The organism is Halomonas rhizosphaerae, from assembly GCF_030010555.1.
GTDB lineage: Bacteria > Pseudomonadota > Gammaproteobacteria > Pseudomonadales > Halomonadaceae > Halomonas > Halomonas rhizosphaerae.
Map to the genome: position 1 here is coordinate 213,714 of NZ_JASCQP010000027.1, position 15,344 is coordinate 229,057.

Here is a 15,344-nt window from a genome sequence, read left to right on the forward strand (position 1 = left end):
CGCTAGTCATCTGCTGGATCGAACGGTCGGTGAAATGATTTTACGCTCCCACGTAGCCGATCCAGTGGTGTCTGGGTCGGGTCAGGACCACGTGGCGATACGTGCGGCACGATATAGACTCCATCCGTCACGAGCACTTCATTTGCCGCCGCCTGTATCGCATCACCGCCCGGTATGCCTAGCTGGTCAATCAGCACGTCCAACTCCAGGGAATGCCCCTTCCCGCGTCGAGCAGCGCTGTACTCGGCATCAGGGTGCGTTTCAGAAACCCGGTTTTTGAATTTCTCAAGGGCTACCAACTGGACATCGCTCAGCTGAATCATCGCGCCCTCCTCTGGTCTCGTCACTTCTTCCTAGTGATCCAATACGCTGCAAAAGCAACGGCGACTGCCAAGATAAGCAGCGGCGACGCCACCAAAATCATTTCTAGATACTCATTCATAAGCGCCCAACCTATACCGCTAGCCTAAAACATAACCGAAATCCTACAAACTGCAAGTAATATCGAAGAAAAGTCAAGCCAATCAATCATTTTCTATTGTCATCTTTGCACATCTGATTTATAGTCAAACCAGACTAGAGGAAAGGTAATGGCTAACGAAATACAGATAAAATCAGTTGCAGAAAATATCGAGGATTTTTATTTTGAAGATGGTTGGGCAAGCGGGTACGGCGACTACACTGCTGACATAACTATAGATGAAAAAGAATTTTCAGTTGATCTGATATATGAGTATGGCTATTACGATTGCGGACTATCTGTCGGATGCGATGAGAATAATGGCTCGGACCTGAGGAATGATTCAGCAATAAAGATTGCTGCTCAGCAAGCTGGAATCGAGCTTGATGACAATACCGTGCTTAAGATCAAGCGGGATCTGGAAAGCCAGGTTGAAGTCTATGTAGAGGACAATTACTTTAATACAATTGATAATCTTCTAATGGATTTTGAGAGCTTTCAGGAGAAGCTCAGGCTGGAGCATGATGATACTGGCCAAAGGGGCAATGGTCCTGGCATGTAATTACCCGCCCCCTCCTGAGTGCGTAGCTAAGCCCCCAGACAGCCCTGGGGGCGTTTTCATACACAACACCCTACTCTCCCATGAAGCCATCGGAAGCTCTCCAGCAGTACCGTGACGCCATCCTTCGGATCATCGCTCAGCACCGAGGACTCTGCCCGAGGGTGTACGGCTCCGTGGCGCGTGGTGAGGATGTCGAAGGAAGCGACCTGGACATCCTCATTGAAGTGCTGCCTGACGCTGATCTGTTCGATCTGGGCGCCATGCATACCGAGCTGGAAGCGCTCCTGGGCGTGGCCATCGACGTGAAGACCCTGAAGGAGCTGCCAGAGGCCTCCAGGGCTCGGGTGTTGCGGGAAGCCAGGAACATCTGACCTACTGCCAGGATCCAGGCTGTGCTTGTAGACCAGCCGGTAGCTCTCGTCCGGGAACCAGCTCACGCGTACCCGGCACGATGCCAGGACTACCCCGCTCAGGAAAGTCCGTCAGGCGGTCGGCAGCGGCGCTGAACTGCTGATCCATCCGTACAGCGGCCTGCGGATTGAGCCCTTCCAGATAGTCCCATATCGCCACACGGTGAGCGACCGCCTCGGGCGTCCAGGCGACCCTCACACCTGCCCCTCAGCCCGCGCTCGTCGAGCGGCGAACTTGTGCCTCCACCTCGGCAAATGCACCAATCGGCGGTACATAGTATTTCGGCTCCCACCAGCGTCTTCGTCTCTTTATACCAGGCCCCATGGTTAGCCGTCACAAGGTTCGGCCTTACCTCTACCCTAAACTCCCCCAGCATATAAAAAATGTATCGATAGCGCACATCATGTAAGATCAGCCTGTTTATTTTTTTATATCAACACAAAGCTGTTCAAGCTCGATATCCAAACCATCTTTCATGGCCAGGGAATCAGCAATATTCCGCTGTTGCTTTGCATCCGACTGTCGCTCTATGAGAAAGTCAACATCCGTCTTAGGTAGCTCTGAAAATGATGTCCTAGATAAGCAAACAGGTCGGAGAGTAATCACATCACCTAACGATGGATCTCCAACTCATTGATGCCCTCATAGGACATATCGTGAGGAAAAGGCACCACCTGAGGGTTTGGTGTATTGACATGAATAACAGTTCGCATAAGGTTCAGCTGTACTCAATATACTTCAAGAGCCGGGGAGAAGAACACGTTTTCCTTCAGAATCTACAGCGACGAGACTCTCGGGATCATCAGGATCGACCCCATAGCGGACAGTGCTTTCAGTCACAATATTCGGAAGAGCCCCTGACTCACGATCTTCTTCAAGAGACGCCAATATGTTATCGACATCAAAGCTTTCAGTTGAACTCTCTTTTCCCATGACCAACGTCCTATGCATAGACTATAGTTGCAAGTATAGCAAAAGAGCACGGACCTATCCCGTTACTGCTGTGAGAGACCGCCATGAGATTCACCGTCACCATCGATGATGACCTGTATCAGCAGGCCATGGAGCTATCTGACCCGCGAATCGAGAAGCCGGCAGATCTCATTCATGAAGCCATCAGGACCTATATTCGAATCCAGGCAGCACGACGTCTATCCGCCTTGGGTGGTGAGGCACCAAGTATGAAGGCTATCCCGCGTCGAAAATAGTTGTTCGGCACCAGTGTTCCATGACATCAACCCAACGACGGCCTCAAAGCTCTCGTCGTTTAGATTTCCGAGGAGGGTTCACAAAGGGCTGAAGCAACATCCGATCTAGTCGCAGGTCATGCGCTTCTCTGAAGTCCTCTATGCCGATCGTCATGCCGAGGTGTCCGGCGGACGGTTGATCTCGGTAAGTACCGAACAGTCGATCCCACCAAGGCAGGTTGAAGCCGAAGTTGCTGTCGGTTTCCTGGCGGATGATGGAGTGGTGGACACGATGCATGTCGGGCGTCACCACAATAAGGCGCAGCCAGCGGTCGATCCTGACGGGCAGGCGGACATTGCCATGGTTGAACATCGAGGTGACATTGAGCAGGACCTCGAAGAGCAGTACCGCCACTGCCGGTGCTCCCAGCGAGGTCACCACGGCGAGCTTGATACCCATCGAGAGCAGGATCTCCAGGGGATGGAAGCGCAGACCGGTGGTCACATCGAACTCCAGATCCGCATGATGCATGCGATGCAGGCGCCATAGCCAGGGAACAGCATGGAACAACCGGTGCTGGAAGTAGATGGCCAGGTCCAGCACGAGGACTGAAGCCACTATCGCCAACCATCCCGGTACTGACACCAGGTTGAAGAGGCCCCAGCCCTGTTCAGAGGCAACCAGGGCAGCGCCGACGGCGGCAAGGGGAAACACCAGGCGAACCGCCAGTGTGTCCAATACCACGATCAGGAGGTTGCCCGGCCAGCGCCTGGCGCGACCGATCCGTTGGGGTCGCCGGCTGGCGACGATTTCCCACACGGCCATCACCAGCAGGACGATAATGAAGACGGTGCCCCGAACCACCGGCTCATGGGTCAATAGCAGGTCACTCATGGCATGACCTCAGGTCACGGGAAGCCCCGCTGCTTTCCATTCCGGATACCCTTCCTCGAAGCGTCGGACTCGATAGCCGAGTTGACGCAGGCGCTGTACGGCCTCGTGGGACAGCGCACAATAGGGGCCACGACAGTAGGCGACGATCTCCCTGTCGTGAGGCAGCTTGCCCAGCATCTCCTCCAGCTGTGCCAGGGGGATATTGATCGCCTCGGGCAGGTGGCCAGCCTCGTATTCCTCCTCGGGGCGCACATCCAGCAGTGCCACCTCGCCCCTGGCAAGCCCTGCCAGCAACTCGTCCCGGCTGACTGCCTCCAGAACGCCATCGGCGTCATCTTCCGCGAACAGTCGACTGATCAGACGCTCCATCTCGGCCAGGTTGGTCTCGGCCACCTGCCTGAGCAGGCCCAGCAGGTTGATGATCCGCTCATCGGTCAAGCGATAGATCATCTGCTTGCCGGAACGCTGGGCAGTGACGAGCCCCGCCCGGCGCAGGTGTTGCAGGTGTTGGGAGGCATTGCCGATGGTCAGATCGGCGGTGGTGGCCAGCGTTTCCACGGGTGCCTCACCCTGGGCTAAGCGCTCCAGCAACGCCAGGCGATGCCCGTTACCCAGGGCTCGGGCGACCTGGGCCAGCGTATCGAGAAGGTCCTGTTGCGAGGTCATGGGGTCTCTCCGAGGGGCATCAGCAAAACAGCGTGCCACTTGACAGGTGATGATATCTCTACCCATCATTCTATCGTTTTATTGAATGATGACAAGGAGACACCATGCAGACGCTAATCATCATCAACGATCCGCCCTACGGTACCGAACGCCTCTACAACGGCCTGCGACTGGCCCACGCGCTGCTGAAGCGCGAGGGGGACGTCACCGTCTTCCTGATGGGGGATGCCGTGTCCGGTGCCAAGGCGGGACAGAAGACGCCGGACGGCTTCTACAACGCCGAGCGCATGGTCAAGCGCGTCACCACCAAGGGCCGCGTGCTGTTGTGTGGCACCTGCATGGATGCTCGGGGCATCACCGAGGAGGAGGTGGTGAAGGGCGCCGAGCGCAGCACCATGGACGCCCTGGCTGAAGCCACCGAGCAGGCCGACAAGGTGCTGGTGTTCTAGTCCCACCCAAATAATCCCAAAAACTCACGCCCATGGAGAGCATGCGATGGAGTCAGCACGCCGGGAAAAGCAGAACGTGGCCATCCTGGTGACCAGCCAGGTGCTGTTCATGGTGGCGTCGATCACCGTGATGACGCTGAGTGGGGTGGTCGGCCAACAGCTGAGCCCCGATCCTGGTCTGGCCACGCTGCCCATCGCCATGATGATGGTGGGTACCGTGGTCTCGACCCTGCCGGCTTCGCTCTACATGAAGCGCGTGGGCCGTCGTCATGGCTTCATCACCGGGGCAAGCCTGGGTGGCGTGGCCGGTGGTCTGCTGAGCTTCGGTGCCATTGCGCTGGGGTCGTTCTGGCTGTTTTGCGCCGGCAATCTCCTGTTGGGGCTCTACCAGGGCTTCGCCATGTACTACCGCTTCGCCGCTGCCGACGTGGCGAGCCCCGCCTTTCGCAGTCGAGCGATCTCCTTCGTGTTGGCCGGCGGCGTGGCCGCCGCCTTCCTCGGTCCCTGGAACGCCAGCGCCGCCACCGGCTTGATCGCTAGCGTGCCCTCCGGTGGGCCTTATCTGGTGATTGCCATCCTCGCGCTGCTGGCCATCGGCCTGCTGACGCAACTGCGGGTACCGCCTGGCGGCGAGCCGCAGCCCGGCGAGACATCTCGCCCCATGGCGGCCATCGCCGCCCAGCCGAGCTTTCGCGTGGCGGTCGTGGCCGGCGCGGTGGGCTACGCCATCATGGTCTTGGTGATGACCGCCACACCGCTGGCGATGCGCGCCCGTGGCTTCGAGATGGGCCAGGTCGCCTTCATCATGCAATGGCACGTGCTGGGCATGTTCGCGCCGTCGTTCGTGACCGGCAGCCTGATTGCCCGCTTCGGCGTGCCGCGCATCCTGCTGACCGGCACGCTGTTGCTCATCGGCACGGTGCTGGTCGCCAATCTCGGCACCAGCCTGGCGCACTTCTGGGCAGCCCTGGTGCTGCTGGGAGTGGGCTGGAACTTCCTCTTCGTGGGTGGCAGCGCCATGCTCTCCACGGTTCATAACGAGGCCGAGCGGGGCAAGGTGCAGGGCGTCAACGACCTGGCCATCTTCACGCTGGTGGCCATCGGCTCGTTGATGGCCGGGCAGCTACTGCACCACCTGGGGTGGGAAGCCCTAAACCTGGCCATGCTGCCGGCCATCCTGCTGGTGTTCCTGGCCACCCTCTGGTTCAGCGTGAAAGCCAAATCACAGCTGGCCAGCCAAGTCTCTGCAACGTCAGAGCCATAAGGAGCCTACCGCCATGCCCGCCTCTATCTATCTGGATCACAACGCCACCACCCCGGTGGCGACCGAGGTGGTCGAGGCAATGGCCACCGCACTGCGCAACAGCTTCGGTAACCCCTCGTCTAGTTATGCGTTAGGGCGGGAAGCAGCGGAGCAGATCGCCACAGCACGAGACGCCGTTGCCTCCCTCATCGGCGCGCCGGCACAGAGCCTGGTGTTCACCGGCTGTGCCACCGAAGCCAACAACCTGGCCCTGCTGGGCGTGGCCAGAGCCTGCCCCCCAGGCAAACGACATCTGGTCATCAGCGCCGTCGAACATCCCGCCGTCATGGCCCCGGCTCGCTACCTGGAAGCCCAGGGGTGGCGGCTGACCCTCGTGCCTGTCGATGAAACCGGGCAGGTTTCTGCGGAGGCCGTGATCGATGCCGTGCGTCCGGATACGGCCCTGGTCTCGATCATGTTGGCCAACAACGAGGTCGGCACCCTTCAGCCTGTCGCCGACATCGCCAGGCATCTCGCCAACCGTGATGTCCTACTGCATACCGATGCCGCCCAGGCAGTAGGCAAGATCGCCCTCGATGTCGAGGCATTGGGCATTGATCTGCTGACCATCGCCGGCCACAAGTTTCAGGCGAGCAAAGGGGTCGGTGCGCTCTACGTGCGGGAGGGGACCCCGATCCGGTCGGTCCTGTTTGGGGCGGGTCATGAGAAGGGATTGCGGCCCGGCACCGAGAACGTCCCGGCCATCATCGGTCTGGGGGTAGCCGCCAATCTGGCGGCCCAGCGCCTGGCGAGCAACGACACCAGGCTGCGCGATCGACGCGACCAGTTGCATCAACGGCTCGGTGCCGACATCCCCGATCTACGTCTCAATGGGCACGCCGAGGCGCGACTGCCCAATACCCTGAACGTGTCGTTCCCCTCGGTCAGCGGCCAGGCATTGCTCGATGTTGTCCGCGACACGGTGATGGCCTCCGTCGGCTCGGCCTGCCATAGCGGAGAATCTACGCCCAGCGGGGTGCTGGGCGCGATGGGCCTCGACACGGCACGCGCGCTCGGTGCCGTGCGGCTATCAGTGGGCTGGGATACCACGGCGAAAGAAATTGAGGCCGCCGCTGTTGCGCTGGTTCAGGCCTGGCGGCACCTCGCCGATGGCCGTTAGGCACCAAAAAGACAGTGCAATGACGAAGGCTGTTCTTCGGCAAGCTCGCCTAGCGGGCCAGGTCTGCTGCCACCAACAGGAAGGCACCGCCGTGCAGCCACGCGGGCCAGCAACCCTCGGTATGCCGGGCCAGCCAGCCACCCCCTGGCAGCCAGATGGCGCTGCTGACGCTGACGTCGGTGACCGGCAGGCCGTCGAACAGCGCCCGCGCCTCGCGTGGCGTATGCCAGCGTGCGCCCCGGTAGGCGCCTCGACCGCCCCGCCGCCCCTTCTGCCACCACAGCAGGCTGTGCCGGTTCAGCAGCCCCAGTACGACACGCCGACGTGCCACCCTGACCATTTCCCTGACGGCAAGTCGCTCATCCTCGATGAAGCACAACGCGGTGATCGATACGACCAGATCAACGCTCTTGTCCCCGAAGGGAAGGGCCTGTGCATCGCCGACCAGCCAGTCGATATCAAGGTCATCCCGTTGTCTGGCGTAAGCCACCCAGGCCGGATTGATGTCGATGCCAGACACCGCCCCCTCTCGCTGCCTGGCAAGGCCACGGGTGAAATAGCCGGTACCGCAGCCGACGTCCAGCAACGACTCACCGGCGTGGACCGCAAGCAAGTCCCGGACCAGGCCAAGCTCACGGCTGGCGATCCACCGCCCGCGTGGCGTTTCGTACCAGGCGTCATAAGCACTGGCATCCACCGCGACACCTCACTTTTCAGCGTTCATCCAGTATACGCGCGAGACAACGATGGCTCGCGCCCAAGGAGGGCCAGATGACATCCCCCGGTTCGTCTCACGAACACTATCGGCACGGTATCCGTGAAAACCTTCACCAGTTCACTCATCAGCTGGGCCAAGTCTTTCTGGTCGGCCTGACCATCGGCATGATGCGCACCGTGGTGCCGGCACTGGCGGAATCCGAGTTCGGCGTCGCCGAGGGTTCCTTCATGATGCTGACGTCCTTCGTGGTCGCCTTCGGCTTCGTGAAGGGCTCCCTGAACTTCGTGGCCGGGCGGCTCTCCGAACGCATCGGGCGCAAGAAGGTCCTGCTGCTTGGCTGGCTATCGGCCATCCCGATTCCGTTCATGGTGCTGTATGCCCCGTCATGGAGCTGGATCGTCGCCGCCACCGTGCTGTTGGGCATCAACCAGGGGCTGTGCTGGTCGATGACCCAGACCGCCAAGATGGACATCACCCGAGCCGATGAGCGCGGCTTCACCATGGGTATGAACGAGTTCTCGGGCTATGTCGGGGTGGCCGTGGCAGGCATCGTCACCGGCTACCTGGCCATGGGGCTGGGACCGCGCCTGGGGCTGTTCGTGTTCGGTGCCGCAGTGATCGCACTCGCCATCGTGCTGACCCTGACGTCGATCCGCGAGACGCATGCCTGGGCCAAGGCTGAGAGCGCTCGCCATGCCAGCGGTAACCCTGACGGGCCGAGGGCGAAGATTTCGCGCCTGGTCTCGGACGACCCGACCACCGGCGAGATGTTCGCACTGATGAGCTGGCGTGACCGGCGCATGGTCGCCTTCAGCCAGGCGGGACTGGTGGAAAAGTTCGTCGATGCTCTGGTGTGGGTCTTCTATCCGGTCTTCCTCTACCAGCAAGGCCTTGGCCTCGACGCCATTGGCTGGGTGGTGGGCATCTACGGCTTCGTATGGGGCGGTTCCCAATTCGTGACCGGTCGACTGTCGGACCATATCGGCCGTCTAAAGCCCATCGTCTGGGGCATGTGGCTCTGCGGCGGTGGCGTGGCCCTGACGCTGCTGGGCACCGGCGTGGTCTGGTGGTCCTTCGCCGCCGCCGTCACTGGCTTTGGCATGGCCCTGCTCTACCCCAACCTGAGCGCGGCAGTGGCGGATATTTCCCACCCCAACTGGCGCAGCTCTGCCATCGGTATATACCGCTTCTGGCGTGACCTCGGCTATGGCATCGGCGCCCTTTGTTTCGGCCTGGTGGCCCATCTCACCGGCGCTGTGACGGCCGGCTTCTGGTTCGTGGCCATCGCCATGTTCCTCTCGGGCGCCCTGGTGATGGCCTGGGGGGAAGAGACTCACCCTCGGCTCAACCCCGAGGTGTGATCTACCCTTTGGCTCCCTCCCCCATCATCTATGCTTCCCTGTCACACTGCTGTCACCTTGCATACTCAGGGTGACATCCTTGTCCCCGGCTTTGAGGAGCTTGCATGTGCGACGACCAGGCTTCCCCGGGCCGCATCCGCGAGGTCTTTCGCGCCTTCCTGCTGCTGGGCCTGACCTCCTTCGGCGGCCCCATCGCCCACCTCGGCTACTTCCGCATCGAGTTTGTGGAGCGGCGCCGATGGTTTTCCGAACAGGCCTATGCCGATCTGGTAGCGCTGTGCCAGTTCCTACCCGGACCCGCCAGTAGTCAGGTGGGTTTCGCCATGGGGCTGATGCGCGCCGGCCCATGGGGGGCGGCGGCGGCCTGGACGGCCTTCACCCTGCCCTCGGCCATCGTGCTGGTGCTGTTCGCCTTGGGGTCTACCTTGCTTGATGGCCCCATCAGCCAGGGCATCATCCACGGCCTTAAGGTGACAGCAGTGGCCATCGTCGCCCACGCCGTGTGGGGCATGGCACGCAGTCTCTGCCCCGATCCTCGGCGCGCCGGTATTGCATTGGCCGCCGTGTTCACCGTGGTGCTGGTGAGCGGTCCGCTGGGCCAGGTGGCCGCCATCGTGATCGGTGCCCTGGCTGGCATGGCACTGTGTCGGACCCACGCCGAAGCAGACATTCCCGACCTGCCTTTGCCTGTCACGACACGTGCCGGCCATCTGGCGGGGCTGGTCTTCGTTGCGCTGCTGCTCGGCCTACCATTGCTGGCTTGGGCCATGCCCTCCGCAGCCCTGGCGGTCATGGACGCTTTCTATCGTGCCGGTGCCCTGGTGTTCGGCGGCGGGCATGTGGTGCTGCCACTGCTCGAGGCCGAGGTGGTGCAATCCGGCTGGGTCGCTGCGGACGAGTTCCTGACAGGCTACGGCGCCGCCCAAGCCATACCGGGGCCGTTATTCACCTTTGCCGCCTATTTGGGCGCGGTGATGGGACCGCTCGGCGGCAGCTTGCTCGGGGCCGCCCTAGCGCTGGTGATGATCTTCCTGCCCGGCATGTTGCTGCTGGTGGCAGTACTACCACACTGGAACCGATTCCGCCGTTGGGATAGCGCGCAGGCACTGATGCGCGGCGCCAATGCGGCAGTCGTCGGCATCCTGGGCGCCGCCCTCTACCAGCCGGTCTGGACCAGTGCCATTCTCGGCCCCCACGAGTTCGCCCTGGCGCTGACCGGTTTTCTTCTGCTCAGCGTTTGGAAACTGCCGGCCTGGGCGGTAGTAGTCATCCTTGCCGGCGGGGGCGTACTCATCACCTTGTAGCTGGAATCGCCATCCATACCGAACAGGCTCTATCCTGATAACGGATACATGCCACGCAAACCACCAGGTATCTGTTATCATCCCGTTTTGGCAACTCTGAAGGGGCTGCCAGGGACGCCTAGGAAGGGCATGAAGCTCTCTCAGTCAGGCGGTATGAGCTGGCGAGTCTCACCTCCACGCTCAATTGGAAGCCAGTCAACTCTGTTGAGCAAGTGCTTCAATCACTCGCTGTACGGATAACAAAGGTTTAGATCTACGACACATGGCATGCGTATAGTTGTGTAACAACCCATGAATCCAGGAAACAATCGGCCCTCCTCAGTGTCTTATCGTCGGCAGAAGTGCTTGATGCGAAGCTGGCCTTGCCCTTACGCACCTGCACAACACTGCCAAGTTGCCGTTACCGTCGAGCATCCCGGGTCAACGCTACTTGGAAGCACTATCCAGCTGGACCCAGTGCCGAGGACATTGACAGCAATCGTTTCTTGCGCATTCAATTGGTCACCTGCTTAATGGTTGAGTGGAGCGTTGAAGTTGGGCCTAGCATCAAAATATCGAATCGGTATTATCAAGAAATCTTTTATTCTACGCCTTTTATCGCGTTATGAATAAGCCATTAAAAAGCCGATGCAACGATGGCGTGATTCAATTTCAATAACACAAACCAACAGGATTGCTCGACATGCCCGAATTCCGCGACTCCCGCATCGGCATCCGCAATGCTTCGCTGATGCTTGGGGTCACTGTTACCGAGCTACGAGAGGCCATCCTCTCCGGCAGCAAGATTCATGGCGTAACACCACCCAAGCCATTGTTCAACGCCGGCCAGCGAAAATCTGAAATGATGTTCAAGGCGGGGGATATCATGGATTGCGCTGAAAACATACAAGCCTCTAAAACCAAAGGAGAAGCTGAATGACAGACCTGCAAGCGTTCGAAGAAGCGTTATTGTCGTCAAGGGATGACTTTGTCGAGAAGCACAATCGTTCAGTTGAACGCGCTCAGGAACAGTTTGGTGAGCGACGTGTCGCAGCAAAGAAGATCAACCTTCCTCAACAAGATCCCAAGAAATCACCTCAAGAACCCAAAAACAAAGCTTACACTGGCATGGCATATAAAACAGGATACATTATCAAGCTAGTCGTAAGAGAAAAGAAAATGAGCCTGCTTGATGAGGTGTTCGAGTACCAGTCTCCCAAAATCTCTGAGCTTGAAGCTCGCATAGACGCAGAAAAAGCTGCTAAAGCAGCAGGATACCCTATCATTGGCTATGTTCAGTCCATAGAAAAGCTGTGATAGCGCAAAACATGAACGGCGATGGAAAACTGATCATTGGCCAAAAAACCACCAGCATCTGAGATGGCCGCAAACCATCTTCCAGGGGATCCAAGCACTCAGTGCCGCTTCGTCAGCCCCCACCACGCCAAGGCTAATACCATGAACGACAAGCAAAAGGCCGAGTTGGATGACGCTATAAGCAGCTTGGAGCACCGGATCATGGGCCTGGCAATCACGCTCTCGATGGCCAACACCAAGCTCGACGAGCTGCGTAGCGAGGTTGACCAGCTCAAGGCCATACGCGACGGCAAGCGCCCCGACCTGCTTTCAAGCCTCGACTTCGCGCTGGATCTGCCCGACTTTATCGAGGCGATCCCCTCTTCTGTTCGTGGCCGAATCATCGCGTTAGCCCAAGAGCTAGAGGAGACCGGAGACACTCTGCTCGACAGGCTATGGCAGGAAACCCGCGCCCTTCTGCTGTACGACGCTATCTACGCCGATGTTGATGCAGAGTATGACCTACCCAACCCGATCCTTTCACGCACCATCAGGGGCTGTATTGACCATGCGGGCCGTGTGCCGGATGGAGCTGACAGGGACACTCTACTCTGCGAGTGCCCCCAGATCCTGGCAGCCATCGAAAGTGCGTATCAAAAGCATATCAGGGTTCAGCTTCAAGCTATGGGCAAGCAGGCCGAGGCACATTTACAAACGATGGGAAAGAACTACCGATAAGGAACCGCTGATTAATTTCGTGTCGGGCGGATGGAGCGCTCAGAACAGATCATGTCAACGCCCCCGCCCTGCTTGCGATGCCAGGTGCTGATAGCGCTTGGCAAAAGGCGTCGCGGTCACGCCATGCACGATAATCGAGACGGCCACGATCAGGCTGCCGACCACCCAGGCCATGTCGTTTTCAGTCCGCCTGGCAATCATGACAGCATAAAAAAGCGCCGAGATGCCGATCGGACCGAACCAGCCCATCACCAGCGCAATGGGCTTCTCCCTAACCGGCGGTAGCCACGGCCGCAATGCCCAGATGACCGGCAAGCGGCGCAGCAGCATGACAAGCATCGCCAGCAAAACTCCACTCCAGCCAAGTGCCATCCACTCGGACCAGGGCGCGATCACCCCGAACAGCACGAAAACCGGTAGAGTAAAGAAAAGGTTGACCGCCTCCTGAACATTATCCTCCTCGCTGCGCTCCTTGCCGCCCACCATCTGATCGAATGCCAGACCGGCTGCGAAGACCGCCAGGATGCTGTCGGTTCCCAATAGCTTGCCCACCCCCAGCACAAGGATCGTCAGCGCCACGGTAATGCTGAGAAAAGAGGGTTGGTCGAGATACTCATTAACCTCTGCCCATTCCAGAGCGCGCCCACTCACCCAGCCAATCAGCACGCCAAAGACGATCGCCATGCCCACTTCCCACAGCCACACCTTGGCAAACCAATCGATCCAGGCGGATTCTGTGGGCACGGTCAGCAGCAGGATGGGTAGTAACACCAGCGGATATGCCAAGCCATCGTTGGCGCCGGACTCGCTGGACAGCAGATGCCTGAACGACTCGGGCAGGGTCTCCTTGGCCAGGCTACCCGTGACGATCGACGACGCGAGCACCGGGTCCGTGGCGCATACGCTGGCACCGACCAGCATAGCGATCAGCCAGGGCAGCCCGAGTGTCCAGTGGACTAACAGCGCGCTGATCAGAAACATCGCGGGCATGCCGATCGCTAACAACAGGCACAGCGATCGCCAATGCCGCAGAGGGTAGGTTGGCGGCAAGCGCAGGGCAATACCCATCAGGCTGATGCCAAGGGTCAGGCGGGTGCTTTCTTCAAGCAGGGTGTCGACACTGCCCCACGCCGCCGGATTCAGCCACCCGAGCCCATAGGGACTGAGCAGGAGACCCAACAAAAAAGCCACCAGCGGAGGAGACAGCCAGGAGCGGTCAAGTGGTCGCGACAGCAAGCCAAGTACAAGGATTAGGGCACCAGTCGCGGCCAGTGCGACATTGAGTTCCTGCATGTCTCGTTCCTCCTGTCAGAAGGGCTATTCCGGCGTGCTCGGTAAACTCCGCTTGGGTGCGGTATTAGAATAGGTGTCGGGGCCCGCGTCATCAGAGGTTGTGTCGATCACTCGGGTCAAGTGACAATGGGAGCGGACAGAGATGATTTACTCAGAGAGTGCCCGGGGATACTGGATGCGATAGAAAGTGCATATCAAAAACATCCCTTTGGACAGCTTGTGAAATAATCAAACAGACCAAAACACATGCTCATGATAAGAGCTACTACTTCCAGCCTGCAACCTCTATTTATATCGCGGGAATGCAGATCAATCACATTCAATGGCCAAGTAAGTTATGTAGCCACTACTATCCAATATCGGGACCGCCTCCAAGCTCTCTCTCAATTTCTTTCAACATCACTTGGTGATTGCAATTCTTGTCGTAACCATTCCTGTACCTCAGCACACACCTCATCGTTGTCTTCGGGCAAAACAATAGCTTGACCCACCCCCGGCTCATCTCGAAAGAAGAAACGTTCAGGGATGGCAATCGAATCGCCTCCATGCAGATAGGCAACAATATCCCCACTCCAAGAAGGGAGGTAGGCACGCTCACTTTGCAGGCACTCCAGTGCCTCGCGGAAGGTCTCCAAGGGCTGAGGGAATCGATCCCGCAGATCAAACGCCCGGTAAGCAAAGATACGGTCCAGCGGGTCTTCTGGAGCAGGTGGTGATTGCTGAGTCATGCCTCCCCCCCTTCTGTGACGCGTACTAGCTATCATACTAGCCGATTGCCCGTGGTAGCGCTGCCTGCTGTGGACGGAACCGGGATGGATCAAGACATCGATTCCTCCTCGCCCTCCATACATCTATATATGTGCAGGATCAGTGAGTGAGTAGGTAAGTATTTGAGCAATAGGCTCCATGAGCAAAAGTAATTAAGCGCAATGAGGCTTGTTTCCCAGCTTCATGGTAGCGATGACCTTACCGATACATGCTTAGCAGTGATGTATTGTCCATCCAGTAAGTGCGTGATGGGAGCTATAATGGCCCCGAATTCCCCCTCCGACCAAGTCACTCCTACCCCCCATTATGATCGGCATGTCATGAAATACTTCAGGATTTTTCAAGTATAGCGTGAGCCTCTGCTATGCTTTAACCGTATGAAATATTCGAACGGACACAACCCCTGGTCCAAGGTCGCAACAGGACGGAGGCTCTAACCAGACCCGGAGATACTATCTATATGTCAAAATATCGATCGTTCGGAGTGGGTGCCATTGTGCTGTTCCTAGCCTCACTCGCAGGCCTCGCCATCGCGTTCTATGCCTATATCACCCCATTGACCGGGGTCACCGGTACGGTTGGCGCCCTGATCGCCATTGTGGCGTGCATCGCGCTCGCCGTATTGGCGCTCATTCTGAGTGCCGTCAAACGTCGCGGGGCTCGCATCGCTTTGCGCGTGCTGATCCTGCTGGGCCTCTCCGGTACCTTCCTTGCTGGACTCCTCCTGCATCTGTGGTGGTTGAGCGGTGCCATGGTGATCGGGCTTGTCGGGCTGATCATCGACATGGTCCGCTCGACTCACCACACCCGCCCGGTCCATTCCTAAGGAGCAGC

Annotated in this window: 20 protein-coding genes; 12 read left to right on the plus strand and 8 right to left on the minus strand. The window is 58.9% G+C overall.

Annotation, left to right across the window (positions count from 1 at the left end; all coding sequences use genetic code 11):
* Nucleotides 1–2: 2 nt before the first annotated feature.
* Nucleotides 3–323, minus strand: a complete 321-nt coding sequence (locus QLQ83_RS11805; RefSeq protein ID WP_282735722.1) for a hypothetical protein — start codon at nucleotides 321–323, stop codon at nucleotides 3–5.
* Nucleotides 324–590: 267 nt separating this feature from the next.
* On the opposite strand from QLQ83_RS11805, the gene QLQ83_RS11810 reads away from it, so the two are divergent.
* A complete protein-coding gene (locus QLQ83_RS11810; protein ID WP_282735723.1) occupies nucleotides 591–1,022 on the plus strand; it encodes a hypothetical protein in 432 nt (143 codons plus the stop codon).
* 173 nt (nucleotides 1,023–1,195) lie between these two features.
* A complete protein-coding gene (locus QLQ83_RS11815; RefSeq protein WP_282735724.1) occupies nucleotides 1,196–1,393 on the plus strand; it encodes a nucleotidyltransferase family protein in 198 nt (65 codons plus the stop codon).
* 1 nt (nucleotide 1,394) lies between these two features.
* Here the strand turns inward: QLQ83_RS11815 and QLQ83_RS19545 are convergent, their stop codons facing one another.
* On the minus strand, nucleotides 1,395–1,631 hold the full coding sequence (locus QLQ83_RS19545) for a type II toxin-antitoxin system RelE/ParE family toxin (RefSeq protein WP_411971130.1): 237 nt from the start codon (nucleotides 1,629–1,631) through the stop codon (nucleotides 1,395–1,397).
* Between the two features lie 540 nt (nucleotides 1,632–2,171).
* Nucleotides 2,172–2,366: a hypothetical protein gene (locus QLQ83_RS11820; RefSeq protein ID WP_282735725.1), complete on the minus strand. Its 195-nt coding sequence runs from the start codon at nucleotides 2,364–2,366 to the stop codon at nucleotides 2,172–2,174.
* Between the two features lie 83 nt (nucleotides 2,367–2,449).
* Here QLQ83_RS11820 and QLQ83_RS11825 point away from each other — a divergent pair, with 83 nt between their 5' ends.
* On the plus strand, nucleotides 2,450–2,641 hold the full coding sequence (locus tag QLQ83_RS11825; protein ID WP_282735726.1) for a type II toxin-antitoxin system VapB family antitoxin: 192 nt from the start codon (nucleotides 2,450–2,452) through the stop codon (nucleotides 2,639–2,641).
* 43 nt (nucleotides 2,642–2,684) lie between these two features.
* Here QLQ83_RS11825 and QLQ83_RS11830 read toward each other — a convergent pair whose 3' ends face one another.
* Together QLQ83_RS11830 and QLQ83_RS11835 are read right to left on the minus strand one after the other, a co-directional pair.
* Complete coding sequence (locus QLQ83_RS11830; protein WP_282735727.1) at nucleotides 2,685–3,515, minus strand: sterol desaturase family protein; 831 nt, start codon at nucleotides 3,513–3,515, stop codon at nucleotides 2,685–2,687.
* Nucleotides 3,516–3,524: 9 nt separating this feature from the next.
* Entirely contained in the window at nucleotides 3,525–4,181 is a 657-nt protein-coding gene (locus QLQ83_RS11835) for an ArsR/SmtB family transcription factor (RefSeq protein ID WP_282735728.1), read from the minus strand.
* A gap of 104 nt (nucleotides 4,182–4,285) precedes the next feature.
* On the opposite strand from QLQ83_RS11835, the gene QLQ83_RS11840 reads away from it, so the two are divergent.
* The 3 genes from QLQ83_RS11840 to QLQ83_RS11850 are packed head-to-tail and all read left to right on the plus strand — an operon-like array spanning nucleotide 4,286 to nucleotide 7,053.
* The gene (locus QLQ83_RS11840) at nucleotides 4,286–4,630 is read left to right on the plus strand and encodes a DsrE/DsrF/TusD sulfur relay family protein (protein ID WP_282735729.1); all 345 of its coding nucleotides are present in this window, start codon (nucleotides 4,286–4,288) and stop codon (nucleotides 4,628–4,630) included.
* A gap of 46 nt (nucleotides 4,631–4,676) precedes the next feature.
* Entirely contained in the window at nucleotides 4,677–5,894 is a 1,218-nt protein-coding gene (locus QLQ83_RS11845) for an MFS transporter (protein ID WP_282735730.1), read from the plus strand.
* A gap of 13 nt (nucleotides 5,895–5,907) precedes the next feature.
* Nucleotides 5,908–7,053, plus strand: coding sequence for a cysteine desulfurase family protein (locus QLQ83_RS11850; protein ID WP_282735731.1), 1,146 nt, complete (start codon nucleotides 5,908–5,910; stop codon nucleotides 7,051–7,053).
* A 49-nt stretch (nucleotides 7,054–7,102) separates the two neighbouring features.
* Here the strand turns inward: QLQ83_RS11850 and QLQ83_RS11855 are convergent, their stop codons facing one another.
* Nucleotides 7,103–7,750, minus strand: coding sequence for a class I SAM-dependent methyltransferase (locus QLQ83_RS11855; protein ID WP_282735732.1), 648 nt, complete (start codon nucleotides 7,748–7,750; stop codon nucleotides 7,103–7,105).
* 74 nt (nucleotides 7,751–7,824) lie between these two features.
* Between QLQ83_RS11855 and QLQ83_RS11860 the strand changes: the two genes are divergently transcribed.
* The 5 genes from QLQ83_RS11860 (at nucleotide 7,825) to QLQ83_RS11880 (ending at nucleotide 12,449) form a co-directional block, all read left to right on the plus strand.
* Nucleotides 7,825–9,132: an MFS transporter gene (locus tag QLQ83_RS11860; protein WP_282735733.1), complete on the plus strand. Its 1,308-nt coding sequence runs from the start codon at nucleotides 7,825–7,827 to the stop codon at nucleotides 9,130–9,132.
* A gap of 104 nt (nucleotides 9,133–9,236) precedes the next feature.
* The gene (gene chrA, locus QLQ83_RS11865; RefSeq protein WP_282735734.1) at nucleotides 9,237–10,436 is read left to right on the plus strand and encodes a chromate efflux transporter; all 1,200 of its coding nucleotides are present in this window, start codon (nucleotides 9,237–9,239) and stop codon (nucleotides 10,434–10,436) included.
* 682 nt (nucleotides 10,437–11,118) lie between these two features.
* Complete coding sequence (locus tag QLQ83_RS11870; protein WP_282735735.1) at nucleotides 11,119–11,355, plus strand: hypothetical protein; 237 nt, start codon at nucleotides 11,119–11,121, stop codon at nucleotides 11,353–11,355.
* Entirely contained in the window at nucleotides 11,352–11,732 is a 381-nt protein-coding gene (locus tag QLQ83_RS11875; protein WP_282735736.1) for a hypothetical protein, read from the plus strand. Before QLQ83_RS11870 ends, QLQ83_RS11875 begins: the two co-directional genes overlap by 4 nt.
* A gap of 141 nt (nucleotides 11,733–11,873) precedes the next feature.
* Nucleotides 11,874–12,449, plus strand: coding sequence for a hypothetical protein (locus tag QLQ83_RS11880; RefSeq protein WP_282735737.1), 576 nt, complete (start codon nucleotides 11,874–11,876; stop codon nucleotides 12,447–12,449).
* Nucleotides 12,450–12,503: 54 nt separating this feature from the next.
* Here the strand turns inward: QLQ83_RS11880 and QLQ83_RS11885 are convergent, their stop codons facing one another.
* Together QLQ83_RS11885 and QLQ83_RS11890 are read right to left on the minus strand one after the other, a co-directional pair.
* Nucleotides 12,504–13,742 carry a cation:proton antiporter domain-containing protein gene (locus QLQ83_RS11885; RefSeq protein ID WP_282735738.1) on the minus strand — a complete coding sequence of 413 codons (1,239 nt, stop codon included), beginning with the start codon at nucleotides 13,740–13,742 and terminating at the stop codon, nucleotides 12,504–12,506.
* Nucleotides 13,743–14,125: 383 nt separating this feature from the next.
* On the minus strand, nucleotides 14,126–14,470 hold the full coding sequence (locus tag QLQ83_RS11890) for a hypothetical protein (protein WP_282735739.1): 345 nt from the start codon (nucleotides 14,468–14,470) through the stop codon (nucleotides 14,126–14,128).
* 500 nt (nucleotides 14,471–14,970) lie between these two features.
* Here QLQ83_RS11890 and QLQ83_RS11895 point away from each other — a divergent pair, with 500 nt between their 5' ends.
* On the plus strand, nucleotides 14,971–15,336 hold the full coding sequence (locus tag QLQ83_RS11895) for a hypothetical protein (protein ID WP_282735740.1): 366 nt from the start codon (nucleotides 14,971–14,973) through the stop codon (nucleotides 15,334–15,336).
* Nucleotides 15,337–15,344: the final 8 nt, after the last annotated feature.

Excerpts from the sequence above, each read along its gene's own strand:
- QLQ83_RS11805 (WP_282735722.1), bottom strand. The coding sequence starts at position 323 with ATGATTCAGCTGAGCGATGTCCAGTTGGTAGCCCTTGAGAAATTCAAA.
- QLQ83_RS11810 (WP_282735723.1), top strand. The coding sequence starts at position 591 with ATGGCTAACGAAATACAGATAAAATCAGTTGCAGAAAATATCGAGGAT.
- QLQ83_RS11820 (WP_282735725.1), bottom strand. The coding sequence starts at position 2,366 with ATGGGAAAAGAGAGTTCAACTGAAAGCTTTGATGTCGATAACATATTG.
- QLQ83_RS11825 (WP_282735726.1), top strand. The coding sequence starts at position 2,450 with ATGAGATTCACCGTCACCATCGATGATGACCTGTATCAGCAGGCCATG.
- QLQ83_RS11830 (WP_282735727.1), bottom strand. The coding sequence starts at position 3,515 with ATGAGTGACCTGCTATTGACCCATGAGCCGGTGGTTCGGGGCACCGTC.
- QLQ83_RS11835 (WP_282735728.1), bottom strand. The coding sequence starts at position 4,181 with ATGACCTCGCAACAGGACCTTCTCGATACGCTGGCCCAGGTCGCCCGA.
- QLQ83_RS11840 (WP_282735729.1), top strand. The coding sequence starts at position 4,286 with ATGCAGACGCTAATCATCATCAACGATCCGCCCTACGGTACCGAACGC.
- QLQ83_RS11845 (WP_282735730.1), top strand. The coding sequence starts at position 4,677 with ATGGAGTCAGCACGCCGGGAAAAGCAGAACGTGGCCATCCTGGTGACC.
- QLQ83_RS11850 (WP_282735731.1), top strand. The coding sequence starts at position 5,908 with ATGCCCGCCTCTATCTATCTGGATCACAACGCCACCACCCCGGTGGCG.
- QLQ83_RS11860 (WP_282735733.1), top strand. The coding sequence starts at position 7,825 with ATGACATCCCCCGGTTCGTCTCACGAACACTATCGGCACGGTATCCGT.
- chrA (WP_282735734.1), top strand. The coding sequence starts at position 9,237 with ATGTGCGACGACCAGGCTTCCCCGGGCCGCATCCGCGAGGTCTTTCGC.
- QLQ83_RS11870 (WP_282735735.1), top strand. The coding sequence starts at position 11,119 with ATGCCCGAATTCCGCGACTCCCGCATCGGCATCCGCAATGCTTCGCTG.
- QLQ83_RS11875 (WP_282735736.1), top strand. The coding sequence starts at position 11,352 with ATGACAGACCTGCAAGCGTTCGAAGAAGCGTTATTGTCGTCAAGGGAT.
- QLQ83_RS11880 (WP_282735737.1), top strand. The coding sequence starts at position 11,874 with ATGAACGACAAGCAAAAGGCCGAGTTGGATGACGCTATAAGCAGCTTG.
- QLQ83_RS11885 (WP_282735738.1), bottom strand. The coding sequence starts at position 13,742 with ATGCAGGAACTCAATGTCGCACTGGCCGCGACTGGTGCCCTAATCCTT.
- QLQ83_RS11890 (WP_282735739.1), bottom strand. The coding sequence starts at position 14,470 with ATGACTCAGCAATCACCACCTGCTCCAGAAGACCCGCTGGACCGTATC.
- QLQ83_RS11895 (WP_282735740.1), top strand. The coding sequence starts at position 14,971 with ATGTCAAAATATCGATCGTTCGGAGTGGGTGCCATTGTGCTGTTCCTA.